Source organism: Sphingobacterium sp. GW821-FHT03E03, from assembly GCF_059420745.1.
On record NZ_JBWKUH010000018.1, the window covers coordinates 93,386 to 114,675 of the forward strand.

The window sequence follows — 21,290 nt, forward strand, 5'->3', positions numbered from 1 at the left end:
TGATGTTTCTTTGTTTATTTATTGCTTATCCTTTGGTCTTGCTAGGGGATTGGCTTAGGTCTGGTTTGGTATTTCTCTGCTATATAGTTGCCTTTTCTTTGCATATGCTATACTTTTTGTTTACCCTTTCTCTGCTATTTGTTTGCTTTTTCTAGACTCTTTCCTTGCCTGCCGAGCAAAAAAAAAGCCTGGCGTCGGTCTATTAATGGCAAACGATTCCCTATTTAATTGCCTTGTTTGTTCCTCAAATAAGCGGCAGACCTGCATACGATTTTTGGAATAATTTAATTTTATTGTCGCAGAAAATGGCATTTTAAGTCAAATGACGCCAGATGACGCCATTTCTCGTCTTTCCTTTCCTTTGCGAACTACCTTAGCATCATGATATCGGTATCGTGGCAGCCTGCAGCGTCACATAGGATAAAAATTTTAAAAAATTAATATTATGGCAAGATTCATAAAAGGAATTCACGGATCCTACCAGGGTAAGGTGGGAAGTATCGTAGGGAGCTCCTGGCGAGGTATAGACTACGTTCGTTCGCTCCCAAAAAAGAGTTCAAAAGCCGCATCGGAAGATCAGATGGCGCAACGGATGAAGTTTGGGATGACAACCAGTTTTCTCAAATCCATCAAAGACGTGTTGATGCTGGGCTTTTCAGATAGCAAACAACGGAACAAGACAGGTTATAATGTGGCGTTTCAGCAGTTTATCAACAATGCCTTTGTAGGCTCTTATCCCAACTTTACCATCGATTATGCTGCGGTAAAGATCGCGAGTGGAGGATTAGCTTCTTTAGTAGGATTACAGACTGTTGAGGCTTTTCCTAAAGTGCTGTCATTAAGCTGGGATCCGATCGGCAATCGCTTTAATGCTTTTGATGATGACCAAGTGCTCGTGCTCCTATACGATCAGGCAGATAATCTCTTTTTTGCTTACGAAGGTGCAACAAGGCTGGATAAAACAATGGATATAACCTTGCCCGACAGCTATACAGGCAAGACAATAGTTGGTTGGACATTCAATATTCATCGGGATGGTGTAACCACCTCCGGTAGTCAATATTTGGGTGAGTTTGTCTTAACATAGACCATCTGCATGTAGGAGGTGCTCCATTAGGAGTGCCTCCTTTTTAAAGCGAAGTTTTTATTAAATATCTAAAAGTATTAAAAATGAAAATATTACAAAAACAAATGGTCACCGATATCGAGGATATCTATTGGCCTTTAACAAATAGGCAGCTGCTCGGAATTGTGCTCACTTGTCTATGCCTGTTTTTTATTTCAGCAGGTCTTATGCTCCGGGCCATAGATCCCACAGCTGGCGTATTGGATATCGGTATGTTGTCTGTACTGCTATTCGGTATATTGGCGGGATTGCTCGCTATCTACTGCTGCTACTGGCTGCAGGAACTCCTCTGGCAGCCGTTTAAGTCCTTTCGTCAGGACATTAGTTATCACTTTAATCAATTAACATCATGGCAACAATGCATTCTTTATTTTTCGGTGTTCTTTCTGTCGCTATTCTCTTTCTTGGCCATTTTAGCGATCATGCTGTAGAGCGGAAGATAGTTGGAGATCAGCCCAGGCCTATGGCTATTGGGGCCAGACCTGAGCATTATGAACCAATAATGAGCGTTCGCGAATGCATTGTGGATATCGCCGTAGGAGAGATCGGTGTAAGGGAAGCAACAGGCAATAATGATGGTGCTCGTGTGGAAGGATATCTGGCCTATACGGCCCTTGGCAAAGGGCATGCCTGGTGTGCAGCTTTTGTATCCTGGTGTTACGGCAAGGCTGGACTTGCTGCGCCACGCAATGCCTGGAGTCCGGCGCTCTTTCCGATAGCCCGTCGTTATACCAAACAGCAGATCAAGCAAGGGAGCATTCGGCCGGCAGATCTATTCGCTATTTATAGCCAAAAGCTTAGGCGTATCAACCATGTGGGCATGGTCCGGCAAATTGGGGGGAATTGGATACTGACGGTGGAGGGGAATGTGGAAGATCGGGTGCTGTCCAAGCGGCGGTCACTGTCTACTGTTTACGCATTTGCAAACTGGATAAATTGAAGGGTGGGATTATGGAAAGGACTTTAAAATATGCATTAGTCTCCATAGTGCTGATGGTTGGATTAGGTTGCTGTAAACACTATCAACATAGAAACTGGGAAGAACAGCGATCTTTGCACAGCAAAAGCCAATATGAATCGCATGGGATGCAGCAGGAAACTATGCAGCGCGACAGTCTATCCCGATACTGGATTTTTTGGTCGGACAGTGCTTTTCGTTTTCACCCGGACAGTGGGCTGAGTGGGTATGGAGGTAGACTTTTTGTGCAAGAGTCCAAAGCAAGCACAAACCTGAGAAATAGGGTCTCTACAGCGGTCAGGGATATTGCTGTACAAACGGCAATAAAAGAAACTAAGGAAAAAAGTAAGTCGGTATCAGTTCAGCGTCTTTGGTTGATCGGCCTAATTGGAATTGTTTTCGTCGTCGCCTGGAAAATTAGAAAATTTTTAAAAGCCTTGTCCTGACAACGGTTTTCCGATTTTCTTTTATGCCCAGAGGTCAAACCATTGGCACCATTGAGATAACGTGAGGAATACCAATATAGGATGGCCGTCTTTATTGAAATTGTTTTTTTGCACACACGGAGTATCATGTATCGATACTCCGTGTGATAAAATCATACTTTCTCAATTTTAAAAGATAAGCCAGAAACTATCGCTGCCACCGAGTAGCATAACAAAATGCGAAGGTCCACATTTCCCTCAATGAGGTAAAGTGTTAAAATAATTCCCCCAATAGTAAGTAATATTAATATAGGAATTGTCCAGTTATTATTGCTTTTGAAACCATTCAATAGATAGAATGCTGCCATGCAAATAAATAATGTGGGAAGTGAAAATATGAAACTAGCCGCCATCCATACCGGAAATAATATAAGTGATTCTAAGAAATCAGTTATATTGATCGCTCCCAATCCTTGCGTGAATGTAAGGAGGATAATACCAAGGAGCAAAGTGAGCCCCCAATGTTTTAAATTATACGACCAGTTCATATGAATTACAGAATTAAATTATATTCGTACTGTCCTTGGGCATTTATAAATTCGACTTTATAATTGTCTACTCATGTATAGTAAAACATAAGTTTTGTATAGAAGAGTTGTGGGTTATCCATTGTCCTATTACCTTTAAGTTTGAAAGCTTTTAGAGCTGGCTTTCAAGATGATTCTAGTATGAATAGGGACAATTCATTGCTTAGAGCGTGTAACAATTATGAGAAAGTTCTCTCAGCAATGGGAGGACTTTCTTTTGTTTTGGACCGTACTATAATCCATTCTTAATCGAAATCGAAAAGATCAGATAGGAAAGACTTTTTCTTTCGACTCTGAGGATAGTTGTGACTGTCTGAAGATCGATCACTATCTCGATAGTTATGTTGGGGTTGATAGTTTTTATGTGCATTTTTATTAAAGCGATCCGAATCTCCATGTTTATTATGCACATGATCTCCTGCATTGCCAGCCTGCTCCAATAGTTTATCCAGTTCACCCTTATCCAGCCATATGCCCCGGCAGTTTGGACAGTAATCGATTTCAATACGTTGACGTTCTGTCATCAGTAGTGTTTCATTACAGTTTGGACATTTCATATTTTTCGAATATTGATGAAAATACAATATAATCAAAAATGCATAACCAATAGCTTTGCGTCATGATATTTAGCAATTTTTAACTTAATGAATTTTGATACTCTATTCTTTGGAACAGCACAAGCTATTAATAATAGCATTGGGTTCATAAATCATTCAGATTTGAATCCGAGACTTTTTTGAGCGCTCTTTTTTCAGATCGTATATTTAAGAATTCCACCAGAACAGAAAATGCCATAGCGAAATAAATGTATTCTTTTGGAATATGTTGGTCGAATGCTTCTGCAGTCAAAGAAACACCGACTTCAATCTGAGATTTCAACAGTTTTTTTATTTAGAGTAGAATTTGTCTAGGAAAAGTGTTGTTTCGCCTATTTTTTTAATCAATGATTTAAGAAAGCGATTTTGTTTAATGAAATTTAGATTTTGCGGTGGAGCTAGATGTTTAGTATGGCGAACGGGTTATTTGAATAAGGGAATCAGATATGGATCGAAAAAAATATTGTACGGTTATCCAAGTCGGAGATTCTTATTAAACGGGAAACAGTTTTATATATTACTGTTATCAACATTTTAATTGAAGATCATTTAAACAGCTATTATGAAAAATCGTATCACTTTAAAGGATATTGCCAAAGCTCTCAATAAATCCGTATCTACAATATCGAAAGCACTTTCTGATAGTCATGAAATTGGGCAAGAGACAAAAAACAAGATATTAAAATATGCGCAGAAGCATAATTATTATATCAATAAATCTGCCAGGAGCTTGCGTACTGGGAAAAGTAAGACCATTGGTCTTATCATTCCCTTTATTGATAATAATTTTTTTTCGCAGGTATATGAAGGGATAGAAAAGATCATAAAGGACACCGAATATAATTTGATTTTTATGCAGAGCAAAGATAATAAGAACACTGAGCTTGATTGTATAGAAACCATGTATCAGAGAGGGGTCGATGGTCTAATCATATCCCCAATTGGAGATCATAGAACTATAACCGTTCTACAAGGCTACCTAAAAGAAAATTTTCCCATTGTTATTATTGATGGGCTGGATAATCCGCTAAAAGTCCACAAGATTGGGATTATGAATGAAGAGAGCGCCTTTGAAGCAACCCGCCATCTGCTCGAACAGGGCTATACTAAGATATTGCATTTGTCCATTAATAAACATGGCGTTATTTTTGATCGAATTAAGGGCTTTAAAAATTGTTTGTCAAATTATAAGATCCCTTTTGAAAAGCAGAATATCCATTTGTTTGGCTATCAGGATAGACAAAAATTACACGATGATATCTTGAAATTTCTAGATAATCAATTGAAATCGAATGCAAAACCAGATGCAATATTTACTGGGACTGATTTGTTGACAAACACAGTAATGCTTGCTCTGAACGAATTGAATGTCTCTATTCCCCACGAAATAGGCCTGATAGGCTACTGTAATTCATATTACTCCGCAGCGTTTAAGCCACCGCTTACATGTGTTTACCAGCCTAGTGAAGAGATCGGACGTCTTGCTATAATAAAGTTGCTTGAAATAATTAGAAGCAACAACAAAGGGATATCAATCCCTGTTGAGACAATTCATTTAGCTTCTAAGCTTATTATTCGCGAATCCACAAAAAAGATGATCTAATTTAAAGCTAATAATAAGGATTTTCTTCTAAATAGGCGTGAATATGAATGCAATATTGATAAAGGGAAAACACTGATCCCTTTATCAATATTGCATTCATCCTATGCTACGATAAAAAGATCAAATAAGCGTATTGGGTCAGCTGCATATGTTTCTTCGGTTTTATTGAGAGAGGTTAGTAAAATCGAGAAAATGCATCAGGATTCGAGGCTTTCAAGAAATTTACTTGTTACAAGTTATAAAAAAAAATATTTTTCTGAAATTAAAATTGACATTTTTATAAACTAATGTTTTTTTATGGAAAATCTTTGTTTGATTACGTACACAATCGTTTGTTCTGTTTACGCAATCGTTTCAGTGTAAACAATACAATGATATTTTAATGAAAAAATATTATTTTAAAATATAAAATACTGTAAAAAAGATTGTTATGTTATTTTTTGTCGATTTGAAAGATTGGTAGAAATCAATATTAACGAAGTTGTATTACGTCATCTGAATTACCTCCTTTCAGAAACATAATTTCTATTTGAATAAAAAAAACTCAATTTTAAAATATAATCATTTATGGCTGACCATAAATTATGATTAATTATAATTTTTTCAATAAAAATATAATTTCGTTAAAAACGTACAATTATTAATCATTAGTTTGCTAACGAATAAAATATAAAACGAATAAATATAATTGATAACCGTATAAACATTATGAAAAAACAATTTTTAGAACAACGTTATTACGTCTTTCACTCCGCTTGGGAGAATTTTCCTAAGAAATGGGGGCTTCCAGTTTCGGCAAATTCCTATGCTGAAATTGCAGTTCTACAGCCGTCAAAACCAACCAAAGCTTTGAAGGAGCTGCGTGATCAATAAAATTTTCATGATTAAACCATGTACTTTATGAACCTTAAATATTTAATTTTTATACAGGGTGGTAGAATAACCCAACAATGGCATAAAAGGTCAAATTTCACCAATTTTATTGCTTTATGTGTTTTACTTTTTGCTTTTCTTTTAAGTTGCAAGAAGGTGTATTTTGATAAAGTCAAACATTATGAGCTAACTACCAACACAACATTTGTACAATTTCCTTCTACTACATCGACAAAACGTATTACGTTAAATAAAAAGTCATCTTCAATTTGGGCGCTATACATATTAGATACTAACCAGAGTTTTATTTGAAAATAGCTAACTATCAATTGATTGAATAAGTTCAATGACAACAAACCTAAATATTATGAATTTCTCATTTCAATTCTACTGGAAGATTTTGAGTCTTCTTATTTTGACCAACCTCATTTTTACAAGTTGTAGGAAAGATCTTGTAACATCGGAGGTTTTCGTTGACCGTCGATGGAATGTACCTATGTCATCAACAGATATTGCTGGGTCTACTGTCCCAGAGCTACAAGATGCACAATCCCTTTTTACATTGATGAGTGACAAGAAGCTCTATTTTGACATCTATTTTACTACGATCAAAGAGGGACGAAAGCCTTTGTCCATCCGAATTATGAAAGGAACATCGCGAATTGTTGAAACAACTGATTTTTCATGGGCTAATAAATCTTTGAAAGGTGATATCGCCCTAAGTGATGAACAGATCGCATTACTTGTCTCCGAAGAAGAAACTATTACAGCAACAATTTCTTCTGAGGATTTTTCCGATGGATTTGTTGCAGGTCAACTATATCTTAAAAAACAATAACATATTATGGCCTTATTTGTTACACCTTTGCAGCCTTTTCCACGATTTAATAAGCTGGGCTGTAAATTGATAATAACGAGTTTGATCTCTGTGTCCTGCTTGTCAACATCCTTTGCACAAGAACAGGAATCAACTCGTTTTGATACGATTCCCAACCCATACAATCTGCAGTTTTCCGATCGACCGGTTCAATTGTGGAAAAAATCAATCCAAGAAGAATTTAAAACTGGTGCGACACATACTATCTATGAAAGAGATCTAACGACTACACCTGTTTCTGAATTGAAGCAAGTCCTTGGCGGAAGGCTCACCGGACTATATTCACGCCAATCCAGCGGGCGAGCGGGGGCAGACTTTAGCGCTCCGGGACTATTGTTAAGAGGGAAGTCCCCAATTGTAGTGGTTGACGGTATTATTCGCCCTTTTACGAATTTGAGCTTTCAGGATATTGAGTCAGTGACAGTTCAAAAAGATGCATTCAGCACAGCGATGAATGGACAGCTTTCCTCGGCTGGAGTAATTTATATAAAAACGAAAACGCAATCCAAGAATGGACCATTTGAAATAAATTTTAACGTGCAACATGGGTTTCTAGAAGGGATTAAACCGCCTAAATTTGTAGATGCATATAGCTATGCCTCGCTATATAATGAAGCGCAACAAAATACGAATCCAAACGCTATTCCCCGTTTTAGCCAAAACCAATTGGACGCTTATCGGAATGGAACAAATGATCCCTATAGACAGCCTTATGTAGATTGGTATAATTTAATTTATAAAAATACCAGCCAACAACAAAGATATAATATCAACGTAGGTGGTAAGGGAGATAGTTTTAGATATTTTGCTGCGGGAGAATATTTTAAACAAGGGGGAAATTTTATTACAGACCCTGAGAATCCCTACAATACGAACAATGATTATGACCGTTATAATTTACGGACAAATGCCGAGGTAAAATTTAACAAGAATATCGCGCTTGATGTTAACATATTTGGTTCATTTGAAAAGTATAATGAAGCTGGAAGTGGTACCGGCGCAATTATGAACCGGATTTTTTATGTGCCTAGAACTGAATTTCCTTTGAGAAACGAGGATGGAAGTTTTAGTGGGGTAAGTAAATGGCTGCAGAATCCAGTAGCGAATTCAATCAATTCAGGATATATACAGACCAGTAAACGATCTGTCAATGCTGATGTTGCATTAAACTTTAAGTTGGATGATCTTTTGGAGGGTTTGTGGGCAAAAGGCGCTATTTCCTTCAATAATTATTATGCAGAAGCGGTCGTCAGAGAAAAAAAAACAGCAATCTTTATCCCACAATATGGCGAGGACGGTTCTGTAACCTATATACAGAATGGAACGGAAACAGTGATTGAAGCGGGGGCTGGACGTGCCACCGTAAATGACCAATTTAATCAAAATTACTTAGGGGGAATCATTGGATATTCACCAGTTCTGGATAATCAGAAACTCGATATACGCTTGGTATACAATAACTATCGCACATCAATAGATTACGTAGAATTGGATGAGCTCTATCAGAATTATGGACTGGAAGGAAATTATGTCTTAAAGGACCGGTATTTATTTGACGCTGTACTTACGTATAGCAGTTTGAACAGATACCGCCCGGATAACCGTTGGGTATTTTCACCGGCTGTGGGTTTAGGTTGGATCATAAATAAGGAAGATTGGTTCAAGGACCAGGATCTTTTCAACTTTATGAAACTTCGGGCTACAATCGGCCAAACAAGTTGGTCAGGTAATGTAGGCTATTTTGCTTACCTACAAAATTATGCCGTCAATACAGATGGTTATAGCTTTGGAAGTTCTCCAGGTGGCGTAAAAGGAACTGTTGAGAATATTCTGGCAAACCCTAATCTGGAGCCTGAAAAAGCCATAAAATGGGATGTTGGATTGGATGTAACACTGTTGGATGAAAAGCTTAATTTCTCTTTTGATTATTACGCTGATCACTATAAGGGGATATTGGCAAAAAGATTTGCCGGAAATAATTCGGGTATTATAGGTCAGACTTTGCCTTTTGAAAATATAGGAAAACAAAGATATTCTGGCTTCGAAATTAGTCTGGGTTTCCGAAACAGTAAATCTACTCCTTTCCGCTACTTTATCAATGGTAATTTTTCTTCCGCACAGAGTAGGGAAATATATACCGGAGAGGGAACTTATCCTTATGCATGGATGTATAGGCAAGGAGGGCCGGTCAATCAAAATTTTGGTTATGAATTTGAAGGCTTTTATACAGGGAAGGAAACTGAGCCTGTACCAACGATGGCGGGATATACATTGAAACCCGGAGACTTACGCTATAAAGATTTAAATCAAGATGGCGTCATCAGCGACTTTGATAAGAAAAATGTCACCGGGGAGAAACCACTCTATTTTTATGGACTAAATCTTGGCGTCTCTTATCGTGGATTTGATGTCAATGCATTACTGCAAGGTACAATAAACTCGAGAACGATGTTGTCCGGACTGTATATGTCTGCTTTTAATAACAGTGCGGGCTATGTACTAGATTATACAACAGAAAACCGGTGGACAGCAGAAAATCCCAACGCTGATTTGCCAAGGCTGACACTTGGACCAAACGCCAATAACCAGGCTACATCAAGCTTTTGGGTGAGAAATACAAGTTATTTACGACTTAAAAATGTAGAAATCGGTTATACGCTGCCAGCTGATTTCACAAAACGTATGCGGATGCAAAATGTCCGGTTTTTTGTCAATGGCTATAATTTATGGACTGTTTCAAAAATGAAATATATGGATCCAGAATCTTTGCTTTCAGGCTTCCCGAATCAAAGGATTATAAACGCTGGGTTTTCATTTCAATTATAAAGGTAAAAATCATGAAAAAAATAAATAGTCAGGCTTTTTTTGCTATGCTGTCGTTTGGCTTATTAGTCTCCTTAGTTGGCTGCAATAAAGTATTGGAAGATGGCCCTTTGGAAAATGTTGATAAAGAATTGGTTTTCGATCCAAAAGATTCATTGGGTGTCTATGCGATACAATTCTTAAATAATATTTATAGTGATCTTCCACGTGGGTTTAATCGAATTTCAACAAACATTCCTGGGTCAAATGTTATAGGGAACGATGCTGGGGTCGGTAATCTATTAGATGCCGGATCCGATGATGCGCTGCCGAGTGGAGTAAACGAGGAGGCTCAATATTTTTCCAATGGCATGTTCAATACATTCAATCTGCCGGACAACGTTTGGGACAGTAACTATAAAGCCATTAGAAAAGTGAATATCTTTTTAAGGAATGTAGATATAGTACCATTCAAAGAAATTGGCTTAAAGGATCGGCTTGTGGCTGAAGCTCATTTACTGAGAGCTATATTTTATTTTGAACTGGCCAAACGTTGGGGTGGCGTACCAATCCTGGGAGATGCTTTATATGATTTTGGCGATAATTATCAGCTGCCTCGGGCAACTTTCGATGAAGTAAAAACGTATATTCTTTCGGAGATTGAACGCTCGTATGAAAAGCTTTACACGCCGAATGGTGATGCGCAAAATGGAGTTTTGGGTGTCAATTTCGGAAGGGTAAATAAAGGTGCGGCAATGGCCTTGAAAGCTAGGGTACTACTTTATGCCGCAAGTCCTTTACATAACACGAATAACGATATGGGCAGATGGAAGGAGGCGGCTTTGGCGGCAAAGGCATTGATCGATAGTGCTGAGAGTAGAAAGTTTATATATGCATTGAGTAGCGCGGCTCCTTCGACGCCGTATAGTTCAGAACAAATGGCCGTATTCGGTTCCAGCACGACATTGAACCAGCAGGTCAATAAGTTTCTCAATATTTTTACCACCAGAACGAATAATGAACTTATTCTCACTTATACGCGTGACCTAACCTCAGATGTGGAGACAAATAACGGCCCTGTTGGCTCAACACGGGGTGACAAGGGAAAGACAAATCCTACACAGCAATTGGTGGACGCATTTGAGATGAATAATGGTAAATCTATTGCAGATGAATCATCTGGATATGATAGGGATAATCCTTATTACAATAGAGACCCACGTTTGTTGGCAACGGTATTTGTGCAGAATCTCCCTTGGTTGGGAAGAAAAATCCAGGTGCAGGATGGAGGAATTGATCGTCCGTCGGGATATGGTAACGTAAATTCAGGAGAAACCCGCACGGGATATTATATGCGTAAATTCTTGGCAGATAATAACAACGATAAAGCTACAACGTCGACCAATCATAATTTTCCAATTTTTCGTTATGCGGAGGTATTGCTTAATTATGCCGAAGCATTGAATGAATATGTTGGACCAGTTAGCGATGTATATACCTATATGAATAAGGTACGGGCAAGAGTTGGTATGCCAAATCTTGCCCAAAACTTGACCAAAATACAGATGCGTGAACGTATACGTAACGAACGAAGAGCGGAGCTTGCCTTCGAAGAACATCGTTTTTTTGATATCCGCAGATGGAATATTGCCAAGGATGTGCTCAATGGCACATTACAGGGGATACAAATTACAGTGGAAAATGGAAATGTGACCAAATATAGTGTTGTTCCGGTCGCATTGGCAAAGTTTGATGGCACAAAAATGAATTTATATCCCATCCCTTTTAAGGAGTTGTCCGCTAATCAAAATATGAAACAAAATCCTAACTGGTAACCATGAATTTTAAATTAATGAAAAGGTATATATTATGTTGGCTATTCCTCTTTTGCTGTATCGCAACAGGCTGGTCACAAGAAAAGACCGTAAGAGGAAAAGTTGTTTCTAAGGACGGTCCATTGTATAATGTCACCATATTGGAAAAAGGAAGCGCAGGCAGTGGCACCAAAACTGAAGTAGATGGTTCATTTTCCCTAAGATTGAAAGGAAGCAGACATGTATTAACGATCAGTCTGGTTGGGTATATTTCTCAGGAGGTTAATGTGGAACGAACAGGCAACGTTACTGTAAATCTTGAGGAAGATCTGAAAGGATTAGAGGAAGTTGTTGTTGTCGGTTACGGGACAAAGAAAAAAGTGACAAATACAGGCGCTATTTCTTCCATTTCTGGAGATGCCATTAGGCAAAGCCCGTCAGCCAGTTTGCAAAACAATTTGGCAGGGAGAATACCTGGCTTTTTCTCGCAACAACGGAGTGGTCAACCGGGACGTGATGGAGCTTCGTTTCAAATACGGGGGGTCACTAGTTATGTGTCAGGTTCTAATAATCCATTGATTATTGTTGATGATATTGAGTATTCCATGGATCAGGTTAACCAAATTGATCCGAACGAAATAGAATCATTGACTCTTCTAAAGGATGCTGCAACAACTTCTATCTACGGTGTTCGTGGAGCTAACGGTGTATTAGTCATCACTACTCGAAGAGGTAAAATAGGAAAGCCTATGCTTAACTTCAAAAATGAAACGGGTATTTTGATGAACACCCAGACACCTGATGTAAATAGTAATTATAATACGTTACGGCTCCTAAAAGAGAACGCGGCAATGAAATTTCTTAATCCAGAGACACAATATCCTAAGTATTTTGGGGAGGGTAATCTGGAACATTATCGTTTGAATGATCGTCCTTATGATTTTCCAAATGTGGATTGGTGGGATGTGCTGATGAAAAAATATACGGTACAGAATCGTAGTAATTTTGATATCAGTGGTGGAACTGAGAAAACGAAATATTTTCTTTCGCTGGGATTTATCACGCAGGGCGGAATGTATAAGGATTTTACAAAAGATCAGGGATACAATGGTAATTATTTCCTAAATCGCTATACACTTCGTTCAAATATTGATTTGGATCCAACAAAAGATCTGCATATTCGACTTGATATGAGTGGGCGTTTTAGCACCATAAATGAGCCCAATGACAAATCATGGAATGGTGGGGGAACGACCTTTCAATATCTATGGAATGGACAATTATCTGCCTTTGGATATCCCTTATACAATCCTAATGGGACATTCGGTGGGAGTAATTTAGGCTCAAGCCAAAAACCTAATCCTGTAGCCAATTTAATGTATTCTGGTTATAACAGAGAACAAGGGAATGATATGAATCTGGTTGGCCAGGCCAGTCATAAGCTGAATTTTATTACACCAGGTCTGTCTGCGGATGTATTACTTTCTTACTCAAGTGATTATTCTTATATGCGTTCACTGACCCGTAATAGTGGCGAAATTTTAACTTATTTCTATGACCCGGTTAGTGATACTTATGCTCCTGTAACGCCGAATTTGTATAGAATGGGGAAATTGAACCGTAGCGGTCGTCTTAATGATACCAAAAAGATGATGAATGCACAAATGGCCCTTCGCTATTCTCGCAGTTTTTCAGGTCACAATATTTCAGCATTGGCGATGGTGAATCGTTTGTCGACGACACGTGGAATCTACAAAAGCGAGTCGGGCACTGGTTCTGAGGTAACCTATGCTTATGAACCTTACAATGTACAGGGATTCGTTAGTCGGTTGTCGTACGATTACAAAAATAAATACATGCTTGAATTTGTGGGGGCATATAACGGTTCGGACAAGTTTTCCTCAAACAAAAGTTATCAATTATTTCCAGCAGTAAGTTTGGGCTGGAACATTAGTGAAGAATCGTTCCTTAAAGATAATTTTTCTTTTGTCAGCAGCATGAAGCTCCGTGGATCGTTTGGATACACTGGATTTGATGGCTCGGGCGTGCAGGTTCTGAAATACGAGAAAACATATTCTTCGGGTTCCGGAAAAGAGTACGTCTTTGGTGAGACGGGAAATAGTGCTGTCGATGGAGGCTTGATTGAACCACAGCTGGCAAATCCTTTTGTCACATGGGAGAGCCAGCGTGATTTTAATGTGGGGATGGATGCAACTTTTTTCAATGGGGATATAGGGCTTACATTTGATTATTTTGATAAATACAGATACGATATATTAACAACCAGAACATCAGTTGGGGCTAATTTTGGAGTTACACTTCCTCCTGTTAATCTCGGAGAAACACAGAATAGAGGATATGAGATTGAATTTAAGTATAGAAATAATAAAAAAGAGTTCAAATATTGGTTTAATGGGCAGTTGAGTCTTGCTAAGAGCAAGATTTTATTCAGAGATGAGGGGTCTCAACGATATCCATGGTTGGGAAGTACAGGAAAGCCGATAGGAGCAGAATTTGGTTATACTGCTAATGGTTTTTTTAAGGATATTGAAGATATTTATAATAGCCCGCGATTGGCGTCTTCTATTCCTTTACAGAACACTTTTCCTGGAGGGATTAAATTAGTCGATCTCAATGGTGATGGTGTAATCAATCAATATGACCAGGGTTATTTGGGAACACGCAATACACCATACATTGCTGGTTTTAGCTTGGGATTCTCTTATAAAAGTTTTGATTTCAGTACCTTATTTCAGGGTGCCTTTGGCAATATCATAGCAATTAACCGGGGGCTTATTGCGTATGAACGTCCAGAATATCAGTCTGTACCATTTAATCTGGGCAGATGGACTCCTCAAATGGGGGAAAATGCAGCTTTCCCAGCATTAAATATGGATGTTCAGAGCACACCACTATCTTCATTTTGGACCCGGAAAGGCGATTATATCCGGTGGAAGAATATTGAAATGGGATATACTTTCCCAAAATCACTCGCCGAAAGGATACACATTAAAAATTTGAGGGTGTATTTAAATGGGTACAATATGGGATTAATTTATACAGGATTACCAGTGTTTATTGATCCAGAATCTAATTTCAGCACAGGAGCAGGTGAATATCCGCAACAAAGGATATTTAATTTTGGTATTCAATTTGGATTATAATAAAATGAAAAGAAATATTAATTACCTCGCAGTTTTTGGGTTATTGGCTTTAATTGCTTCAGCCTGTCAGAAGAATTCTTTTTTGGATAAACCGACCGAGAGTTTTACAGAAGAGGCTGTATTTACAGACAGTGGGAATACGATGAAATTCCTCAACAATATTTATGCTTACACCGGGCAGGATATCTGGCGTAAACGCGATGATTATATTGGGTCGGGTTATGGAAGTGACCAAGCATCGTTAGAAGATTTGACAACGAACTCCACAAGTTATTGGGGGGATCCACAATTAAAATGGATGACAGGTGGTGGCTCACCGGTTGCAGGAGCAAATCCTTGGGTAAAATACTGGGAGACGTATTATAGAAGGATACGAGAGACCATTTTATTGATGGAGAATAGTCATAAAACGCCTTTATCAAAAAGCCGAAAATCCCAATTAATTGGTGAGGCAAGGTATTTGAGAGCTTTTTATTATGCAGCTTTGATCCGTATTTTTGGAGCTGTTCAGATAATGCCCAACCGAACGCTTCAGGCGGATGAAGTTCTGGATCTTCAGCGCAATTCATATCGGGAATGTGTAGACTATATCACAAAGGAACTTGATACTGCGGCCATGTTATTACCCAATCAATCCCAGCAACTGGCGATGGATTTCGGACGAGCTACCAAGGGAGCTGCACTATCGTTGAAAGCAAGGGTACTATTGACGGCTGCTAGTCCATTGTTTAATGGTCAATCTGTGACACAGGACGCAAAGCTGCTTCCATTAGTTTCTTATTCAGCAACATTAGATAAGTCATTATGGGAAAACGCCGCTGCCGCCTTCAAAACGATTTTGGATGCAAATGAGTATGCATTGGTCGAAGACAATAACACGAGGCCGGGGCATGGTTTCTGGACACAGTTTGTTAAAGGCAGGAAGACAACCGAAATGATCTTTCCATTTATGATTGCTGACGGAACTGGGCTGGAATCCAGCAGGTTCCCGTCATCTAGGGGTGGTAGTGGGTATAGCAATCCTTCAGATAATATGGTCAGGGCTTTTGGAATGAAAACAGGGCTTTCTATTAAAGATGCCAATAGTGAGTATAATGCTTTCAAACCATATGAAAATCGTGATCCGAGATTTTATTATTCGGTCATATTTAATCAAGCTAAAATTTATAAGGCTGGCTCAGGAGCTACATTAATTCCTGTCAATATCTATTTTGATAAAAAGTCTGGATCACTTACACAAGATGGTTTACAAAACTATAAAACAAAGACGGGCTATTATTGTTCAAAAATGGCAAATGATTCTACAGGAAATTCAGTAAGTATCCAGCGTTCACTACCAACAATTCGTTTTGCTGAAATAATTATGGGTTATGCAGAATGTCTAAATGAATTGGGAAGAATCGAAGAGTCCGTCGGTTACCTAAATATGATCCGTAGACGAGCAGGAATCGAGCCCGGGGAAAATGGACGTTATGGTATTCCAGTAGGAGTGACACAAGAAAATTTACGTTCCATTATTCAGAATGAATATCGAGTAGAGTTCTTCCAAGAAGGACACTGGTATTATGATACCAGAAGATGGCGGACAGCCGAACGGACAGAGGGAGAACCTATCCAAGGAATGTATATTACGAAGGAATTGGATGGAACTTTTACTTACAAGAATATTGATGTTATCAAATCCATCTTTTTATATCCAGCGATGTATTTTGCACCTATACCACAATTGGAAATCAACAAATCAGCTACCATGTTTCAGAACCCGGGATGGGAATAATATTTCATTAATACTTTTTCAATAGACATGATAAAGGACACTATTTTTCAAGAGCAATACGGTGCATAGATAGCTATCTGGAAAGACAATAGAAGGCCTTTTATCATTAAAATTTGAATACAATCTATTAGTGCGCCCGTGGGTGTCATGGTCGTCACTATTTTTATGTAATTGTTTCTTAATTCAAAATAAAAAAATAAATCCTTAAATTGTGATGAAGTCAAATAAACTAACTTTTTCAACAAGAAAGATTAGCGTCTGTATCGTTAGCTTTCTTTCTCTTTGTTGTGTGGCACAACATGCATTGGCACAAAAAAATTATGCAAGGCCGAAAATAATTCCAGCTCAGAAGGTCGAGATAAAATATGGTCCAATTGCTCAGCAACATCGGACAGATGCTGCTATGGAGGCTTTTCGCAATTATGGGCTCGGACAGTTTATACACTGGGGACTGTACGCCATACCGGCAAATGAATGGGAAGGGCACAAATACAGCGGTGCTTCTGAATGGATTAGGAGTTGGAGCGGACCAACGAAACCAGATAATTGGGCCAATATTTATGATAATCTGTACAAGAGATTTAATCCCAAAAATTTTGATGCGAAAAGATGGGCTCGACAGGCTAAAGACATGGGGGCAAAATATGTTATTTTTACTACCAAACATCATGACGGATTTGCACTTTGGCCGACAAAATATTCGGATTACAATATTAGCCATACACCCTATAAACAGGATATTGTAAAAGAGATTGTTGACGCCTACACTACGGAAGGTATTGATGTATTTCTTTATTTCTCAGTGTTGGAATGGAACAACCCAAATTATATGAGCAAAAAACCAGAGACCGCGATGGAAAAGGAAAAGTTCAACAAGTTTTTGAAATATACCAGAAATCAAATTTTTGAGCTTCTAAAAAACTATCCCAAAGTGAAAGGGCTTTGGTTTGACGGTACTTGGGATGCTTCCTGGATGTCGTCCTATGATTATACCTTTCAACTGGAAAAAGACCTCCGGGCAAAATATCCCCAACTGATCATTGGTTCCCGTCTTCGTAATGATGAATATGGGAAACGACATTTTGATAGCAACGAAACCCTCATGGGCGATTATGAACAAGTCTGGGAGCGGAAGCTTCCAAAGCAATTCGACTGGCTAGGGGGCAATGATTGGGAAGCGGTGATGACCATTACCCCTGGAGACTGGGGATATACCAAAGATTGGGATAAAAAGTACATTAAAACAACAAATGATATTATTGGACTGTTGATGAAATCAGTCTCGATGAACGGAAATTTTGTACTGAATTTCGGGCCGGATGCATCAGGAAATATGCATCCTGGGGAAGAAAAAATAGCAAAAGAATTAAGCGAATGGATGGCCGTCAATCACGAAGCGGTATATGGTGTTAGGCATATAGATGATTATTCCGATACGGGTTATGGCTATTACACAAAAAAAGGATCAACACTATATTTGACAGTGTTCAATCGACCCATCGATAATATTCTGCGCATTATTGTGCCCCCGGGCGTTCAAGATGTACCTGGACGTGCTAATTTGCTGATCACTGAACAAGAGCTGCCTATCAAGCGTGCTGATATCGGTTTTGATGCGGATAATAACACATATTATGATATCACGCTCCCTGAAAGTTTTAAAATAAGTAGACCTTTTATCATTAAGATAAAGCTAGAAAAACTAACTAGTACTCGAAAGCGGCTTTCAGAGGCTAAAATGTAACAATTTCTCCCGATGGCATTGACTGTGGTTTATCGTTGGGAGATAGATAATCAATTGTATATTATGACAAAGTTATTTTTTTGTATGTTGCAAAAAGGGGACTTGCTATTTGTCTAATTTTTTCGAGCTTTGGAGTATCTGCTCAAGTTAAAATTAATGGAAAAGTAAGTGCCGACATTGGGCAATACCTACGGCGAGAACAGAACGATTGGCGAACAGGACCAGCACTGGGCAGTTCGGGGCGTTTTCGGTCGATTGAATTATATTTTGAAGGACCGTTATATCTTTGAGCTCAACGGTCGTTATGACGGCTCCTCGAAATTTCCAAAGGCTAATCGTTTCAAATTCTTCCCTTCTTATACTGTTGCCTGGCGTCTGTCTGAAGAGCCAGGTAAACTTTAACGGTATATTGAATTCTGTTATCTTTAATTTTGTGTTTAATGATTATGTATTATTAATGTTTTTACAATTATAAAATGTCAAATGATTACGAAAAGAAGACTTAACAATTCTAAGGGCATAAAGCCTTGGATCGTACTATTATGTTTATCACTGATAGTAGTTTGGGCCTGCCAAAAAGAACAGAAAATTGACCTTGGTTCAGATCCTTTAGAGAAAATCAATGCGCTTTCAAAGTGGTACGAAAAACAGCTTCTTCCCACAGAAGACACGACATCATTTTCAAGGATGAATAATCCATCTTGGAAAAACACAAAAGTAGTCCAGAAAGGAGACACAATCTTTTATACGACGCTGGTGTATGCAAAAAATAATATTACCAGAGAACTCCAAACAACATACCATGACGGGATTTATAGCGGGGTGGTTCGTCAATATAATTTTGCTTCTAGTGATTCGCTATTAACTGTAACTTTAACATTAAACGGAAGGTTAATAGATCTTGGATACTTTGACAAAAATAAGAACTATACATTGCTCTCGATTGCAGGAAACAGAAATCTGGTATTAATGGGAACTGAAACAAAAGATGGTGGTACCCTTCCAACTCCCGTAGTAACACGTCCTGTTCCTGGTGAACCAGATCCTAACAATCCGGATCCCGACATACCACCGACCGGTAACCCCTCCTACGCCAACATTTCCCGGTACCGGAGGGCCTATACCACAAACATCAACCTATACGGTTACCAACCATATAACAGATCCCTGCTTAAAAAAAATAGTTGATGCGCTTATAGCGAGTAATGTTCAATCTGCAACCAAACAGGTTCTCATAAGGGCTTTAATCTGAATTTCTATCAGACTACTTCTTTAACAACTGACAATCATTGTTTAGCTACGCTGGAAAACTATACGACAAATCCCGATGGATCATTCTCAAAAATGAATGTTAGAATCGATTTAAACGTAAATACGTTGCCTAATGCATCACGTGAGTATGTTGCAACGGTAGCGATACACGAAACTATTCATGCCTATCTTTATACTAAAGGATTTTTCGACAGGTATGGACAAGCAAGCATAGAACAACATGATATTATGTGGACTAGCTACATAGATGTTATGGCGAATTATCTGAAGGATAAGTATGGGATGGATATAAATGAAGCTAAAGTATTGGCTACCGATGGTTTGCAAAAAACTTTTCAAAGTAAGATAGAAGATTCTATTTATCAATCCTTAAATAATAAAACTGGTGTTCCTTCTACTCGTAGAGGTATATTGGCTACTGACTATAGAACTGGAGCAAAGGGAACAACTTGTAAATAATGATACTATGGTTAAATATTCTTTTAAATATGCGATTGTGTTGTTGGTAATTTTTATTTTTGCATCATGCTCATCAACAGTACGTCTAGGGAACACGGGTAAATATACGAAACGTGCGACTAGCACCAAAACCCTAAAAAATGATCTGGTAGGAATTAGGATATCTCTATTTGATCTTAAAAATAAAGATAAAATAGAAATAGGAGATGTCCAAAAACTTCCTGGTAAAGTCGTAGATAGTACTATAAATTCAAAATTATTAGTTTTCCATCGTGACTCAGTACCTCAAAGTATTAGGATAGACAAAGCAGGTAAAGGATCAATTATTTTTTACCCAGAGGTTGATAAAAAAAGTAGTAAAAACTTATTTAATTTCGATATTTACATGGTACCAATGCAACACGGAAATTTTTAAACATAAATTAGTTAGTTTAATAACGTCGAAGATTGGACTATTCGTGCCAGTAATAAAATGCTGATAGTACCCTATCAGCATTTTCATTTTTTCATCCCCCTTCCATCCTTTTAAGGTATCCATTCATTTCTGAAATTTCCGACAGTCCCTCCGGTCCTGTACGTTGTTTCCTCAATTCATGGATCATTTGTTTGACCCAGTCTATCCCGTTTTGCTGTTCAGTATAACGCTCCATTATATAAGACAGCTTTCAAATTACATTGTATTAATATTCAAAAAAGTAATCATTATTTTTTTGGTCGCTTTGGTCGTTAGTAATGTTTTTTAAAATATAACATAAAATTAAACATAGGTATACGCTAACTTAATATTAAACAGTATTATTTGTAATATTAATCAATACGAAAAATGAGATTTCGAAAAACATCATTTAATTTGAGAACAAGTATTATTTTGTTTCTCTATATTCTTTCTATCTTTGCATATCAGGGATGTAGGAAGGATATCGTCCTCAATAGTCCAAAGACAAATACTTTTGCGAGTATAACTGAAATAAAAGAAAGCTACGAAAAATTAGCTATTGAGTCGCGAACACGTGATAGCCTAAAAAGTGGGCTTATAATTAAATATATCCCGCAGTGGGAAAATGCAAAATACTCCCAAATCAATGATTCCACACAATATGCCCTGATTCCATTGATTGAATTAGGACATATGAACGAGAAGGAAATTCCGGTGAAAACTGTAAATAACACCCCATTTTTGGTCGTTGCCAACGGGGAAAAATACTACCTTTCA

At 38.1% G+C, this 21,290-nt stretch carries 19 protein-coding genes; 17 read left to right on the plus strand and 2 right to left on the minus strand.

Translation table 11 applies throughout. From position 1 onward, the window contains the following. Positions 1–445: 445 nt before the first annotated feature. The 4 genes from AC07UV_RS18300 to AC07UV_RS18315 all read left to right on the plus strand — a co-directional run bounded on the left by AC07UV_RS18300 (position 446) and on the right by AC07UV_RS18315 (position 2,530). Positions 446–1,087, plus strand: coding sequence for a DUF6266 family protein (locus AC07UV_RS18300; RefSeq protein WP_223577935.1), 642 nt, complete (start codon positions 446–448; stop codon positions 1,085–1,087). Positions 1,088–1,170: 83 nt separating this feature from the next. Continuing rightward, a complete protein-coding gene (locus tag AC07UV_RS18305; protein WP_495184780.1) occupies positions 1,171–1,557 on the plus strand; it encodes a hypothetical protein in 387 nt (128 codons plus the stop codon). Continuing rightward, on the plus strand, positions 1,476–2,066 hold the full coding sequence (locus AC07UV_RS18310; protein ID WP_495184781.1) for a CHAP domain-containing protein: 591 nt from the start codon (positions 1,476–1,478) through the stop codon (positions 2,064–2,066). Before AC07UV_RS18305 ends, AC07UV_RS18310 begins: the two co-directional genes overlap by 82 nt. Before the next feature lie 11 nt (positions 2,067–2,077). Further along, positions 2,078–2,530 carry a hypothetical protein gene (locus tag AC07UV_RS18315; RefSeq protein WP_495184782.1) on the plus strand — a complete coding sequence of 151 codons (453 nt, stop codon included), beginning with the start codon at positions 2,078–2,080 and terminating at the stop codon, positions 2,528–2,530. Positions 2,531–2,682: 152 nt separating this feature from the next. Here AC07UV_RS18315 and AC07UV_RS18320 read toward each other — a convergent pair whose 3' ends face one another. Beyond that, entirely contained in the window at positions 2,683–3,057 is a 375-nt protein-coding gene (locus tag AC07UV_RS18320) for a hypothetical protein (RefSeq protein ID WP_495184783.1), read from the minus strand. 284 nt (positions 3,058–3,341) lie between these two features. Further along, entirely contained in the window at positions 3,342–3,653 is a 312-nt protein-coding gene (locus AC07UV_RS18325) for a TFIIB-type zinc ribbon-containing protein (RefSeq protein WP_495184784.1), read from the minus strand. Between the two features lie 601 nt (positions 3,654–4,254). Here AC07UV_RS18325 and AC07UV_RS18330 point away from each other — a divergent pair. The 13 genes from AC07UV_RS18330 to AC07UV_RS18390 all read left to right on the plus strand — a co-directional run. Next, a complete protein-coding gene (locus AC07UV_RS18330; RefSeq protein ID WP_495184785.1) occupies positions 4,255–5,295 on the plus strand; it encodes a LacI family DNA-binding transcriptional regulator in 1,041 nt (346 codons plus the stop codon). 708 nt (positions 5,296–6,003) lie between these two features. Further along, positions 6,004–6,168 (plus strand): hypothetical protein, encoded by a 165-nt coding sequence (locus AC07UV_RS18335; RefSeq protein ID WP_495184786.1) that lies wholly within the window; start codon positions 6,004–6,006, stop codon positions 6,166–6,168. A gap of 367 nt (positions 6,169–6,535) precedes the next feature. Continuing rightward, complete coding sequence (locus tag AC07UV_RS18340) at positions 6,536–7,006, plus strand: hypothetical protein (protein ID WP_495184787.1); 471 nt, start codon at positions 6,536–6,538, stop codon at positions 7,004–7,006. 6 nt (positions 7,007–7,012) lie between these two features. Next, the gene (locus AC07UV_RS18345) at positions 7,013–9,871 is read left to right on the plus strand and encodes a SusC/RagA family TonB-linked outer membrane protein (RefSeq protein ID WP_495184788.1); all 2,859 of its coding nucleotides are present in this window, start codon (positions 7,013–7,015) and stop codon (positions 9,869–9,871) included. Positions 9,872–9,882: 11 nt separating this feature from the next. Further along, a complete protein-coding gene (locus tag AC07UV_RS18350; RefSeq protein ID WP_495184789.1) occupies positions 9,883–11,682 on the plus strand; it encodes a RagB/SusD family nutrient uptake outer membrane protein in 1,800 nt (599 codons plus the stop codon). Between the two features lie 17 nt (positions 11,683–11,699). Next, complete coding sequence (locus AC07UV_RS18355; RefSeq protein WP_495184790.1) at positions 11,700–14,825, plus strand: SusC/RagA family TonB-linked outer membrane protein; 3,126 nt, start codon at positions 11,700–11,702, stop codon at positions 14,823–14,825. Positions 14,826–14,829: 4 nt separating this feature from the next. Next, complete coding sequence (locus tag AC07UV_RS18360) at positions 14,830–16,602, plus strand: RagB/SusD family nutrient uptake outer membrane protein (protein ID WP_495184791.1); 1,773 nt, start codon at positions 14,830–14,832, stop codon at positions 16,600–16,602. Positions 16,603–16,816: 214 nt separating this feature from the next. After that, positions 16,817–18,346, plus strand: a complete 1,530-nt coding sequence (locus AC07UV_RS18365) for an alpha-L-fucosidase (protein ID WP_495184798.1) — start codon at positions 16,817–16,819, stop codon at positions 18,344–18,346. A 168-nt stretch (positions 18,347–18,514) separates the two neighbouring features. Next, entirely contained in the window at positions 18,515–18,748 is a 234-nt protein-coding gene (locus AC07UV_RS18370) for a hypothetical protein (protein ID WP_495184792.1), read from the plus strand. Between the two features lie 285 nt (positions 18,749–19,033). Next, a complete protein-coding gene (locus tag AC07UV_RS18375) occupies positions 19,034–19,534 on the plus strand; it encodes a hypothetical protein (RefSeq protein ID WP_495184793.1) in 501 nt (166 codons plus the stop codon). 156 nt (positions 19,535–19,690) lie between these two features. Further along, positions 19,691–20,077 (plus strand): hypothetical protein, encoded by a 387-nt coding sequence (locus AC07UV_RS18380; protein WP_495184794.1) that lies wholly within the window; start codon positions 19,691–19,693, stop codon positions 20,075–20,077. A 7-nt stretch (positions 20,078–20,084) separates the two neighbouring features. Next, a complete protein-coding gene (locus AC07UV_RS18385) occupies positions 20,085–20,492 on the plus strand; it encodes a hypothetical protein (RefSeq protein WP_495184795.1) in 408 nt (135 codons plus the stop codon). A 408-nt stretch (positions 20,493–20,900) separates the two neighbouring features. After that, on the plus strand, positions 20,901–21,290 hold a 390-nt coding region (locus AC07UV_RS18390), incomplete at its 3' end, for a hypothetical protein (protein ID WP_495184796.1).

Bases quoted from the DNA above. Each gene is read 5' to 3' on its own strand.
- AC07UV_RS18300 (WP_223577935.1), top strand. From the start codon at position 446: ATGGCAAGATTCATAAAAGGAATTCACGGATCCTACCAGGGTAAGGTG.
- AC07UV_RS18305 (WP_495184780.1), top strand. From the start codon at position 1,171: ATGAAAATATTACAAAAACAAATGGTCACCGATATCGAGGATATCTAT.
- AC07UV_RS18310 (WP_495184781.1), top strand. From the start codon at position 1,476: ATGGCAACAATGCATTCTTTATTTTTCGGTGTTCTTTCTGTCGCTATT.
- AC07UV_RS18315 (WP_495184782.1), top strand. From the start codon at position 2,078: ATGGAAAGGACTTTAAAATATGCATTAGTCTCCATAGTGCTGATGGTT.
- AC07UV_RS18320 (WP_495184783.1), bottom strand. From the start codon at position 3,057: ATGAACTGGTCGTATAATTTAAAACATTGGGGGCTCACTTTGCTCCTT.
- AC07UV_RS18325 (WP_495184784.1), bottom strand. From the start codon at position 3,653: ATGAAATGTCCAAACTGTAATGAAACACTACTGATGACAGAACGTCAA.
- AC07UV_RS18330 (WP_495184785.1), top strand. From the start codon at position 4,255: ATGAAAAATCGTATCACTTTAAAGGATATTGCCAAAGCTCTCAATAAA.
- AC07UV_RS18335 (WP_495184786.1), top strand. From the start codon at position 6,004: ATGAAAAAACAATTTTTAGAACAACGTTATTACGTCTTTCACTCCGCT.
- AC07UV_RS18340 (WP_495184787.1), top strand. From the start codon at position 6,536: ATGAATTTCTCATTTCAATTCTACTGGAAGATTTTGAGTCTTCTTATT.
- AC07UV_RS18345 (WP_495184788.1), top strand. From the start codon at position 7,013: ATGGCCTTATTTGTTACACCTTTGCAGCCTTTTCCACGATTTAATAAG.
- AC07UV_RS18350 (WP_495184789.1), top strand. From the start codon at position 9,883: ATGAAAAAAATAAATAGTCAGGCTTTTTTTGCTATGCTGTCGTTTGGC.
- AC07UV_RS18355 (WP_495184790.1), top strand. From the start codon at position 11,700: ATGAAAAGGTATATATTATGTTGGCTATTCCTCTTTTGCTGTATCGCA.
- AC07UV_RS18360 (WP_495184791.1), top strand. From the start codon at position 14,830: ATGAAAAGAAATATTAATTACCTCGCAGTTTTTGGGTTATTGGCTTTA.
- AC07UV_RS18365 (WP_495184798.1), top strand. From the start codon at position 16,817: ATGAAGTCAAATAAACTAACTTTTTCAACAAGAAAGATTAGCGTCTGT.
- AC07UV_RS18375 (WP_495184793.1), top strand. From the start codon at position 19,034: ATGAATAATCCATCTTGGAAAAACACAAAAGTAGTCCAGAAAGGAGAC.
- AC07UV_RS18380 (WP_495184794.1), top strand. From the start codon at position 19,691: ATGAATGTTAGAATCGATTTAAACGTAAATACGTTGCCTAATGCATCA.
- AC07UV_RS18385 (WP_495184795.1), top strand. From the start codon at position 20,085: ATGGTTAAATATTCTTTTAAATATGCGATTGTGTTGTTGGTAATTTTT.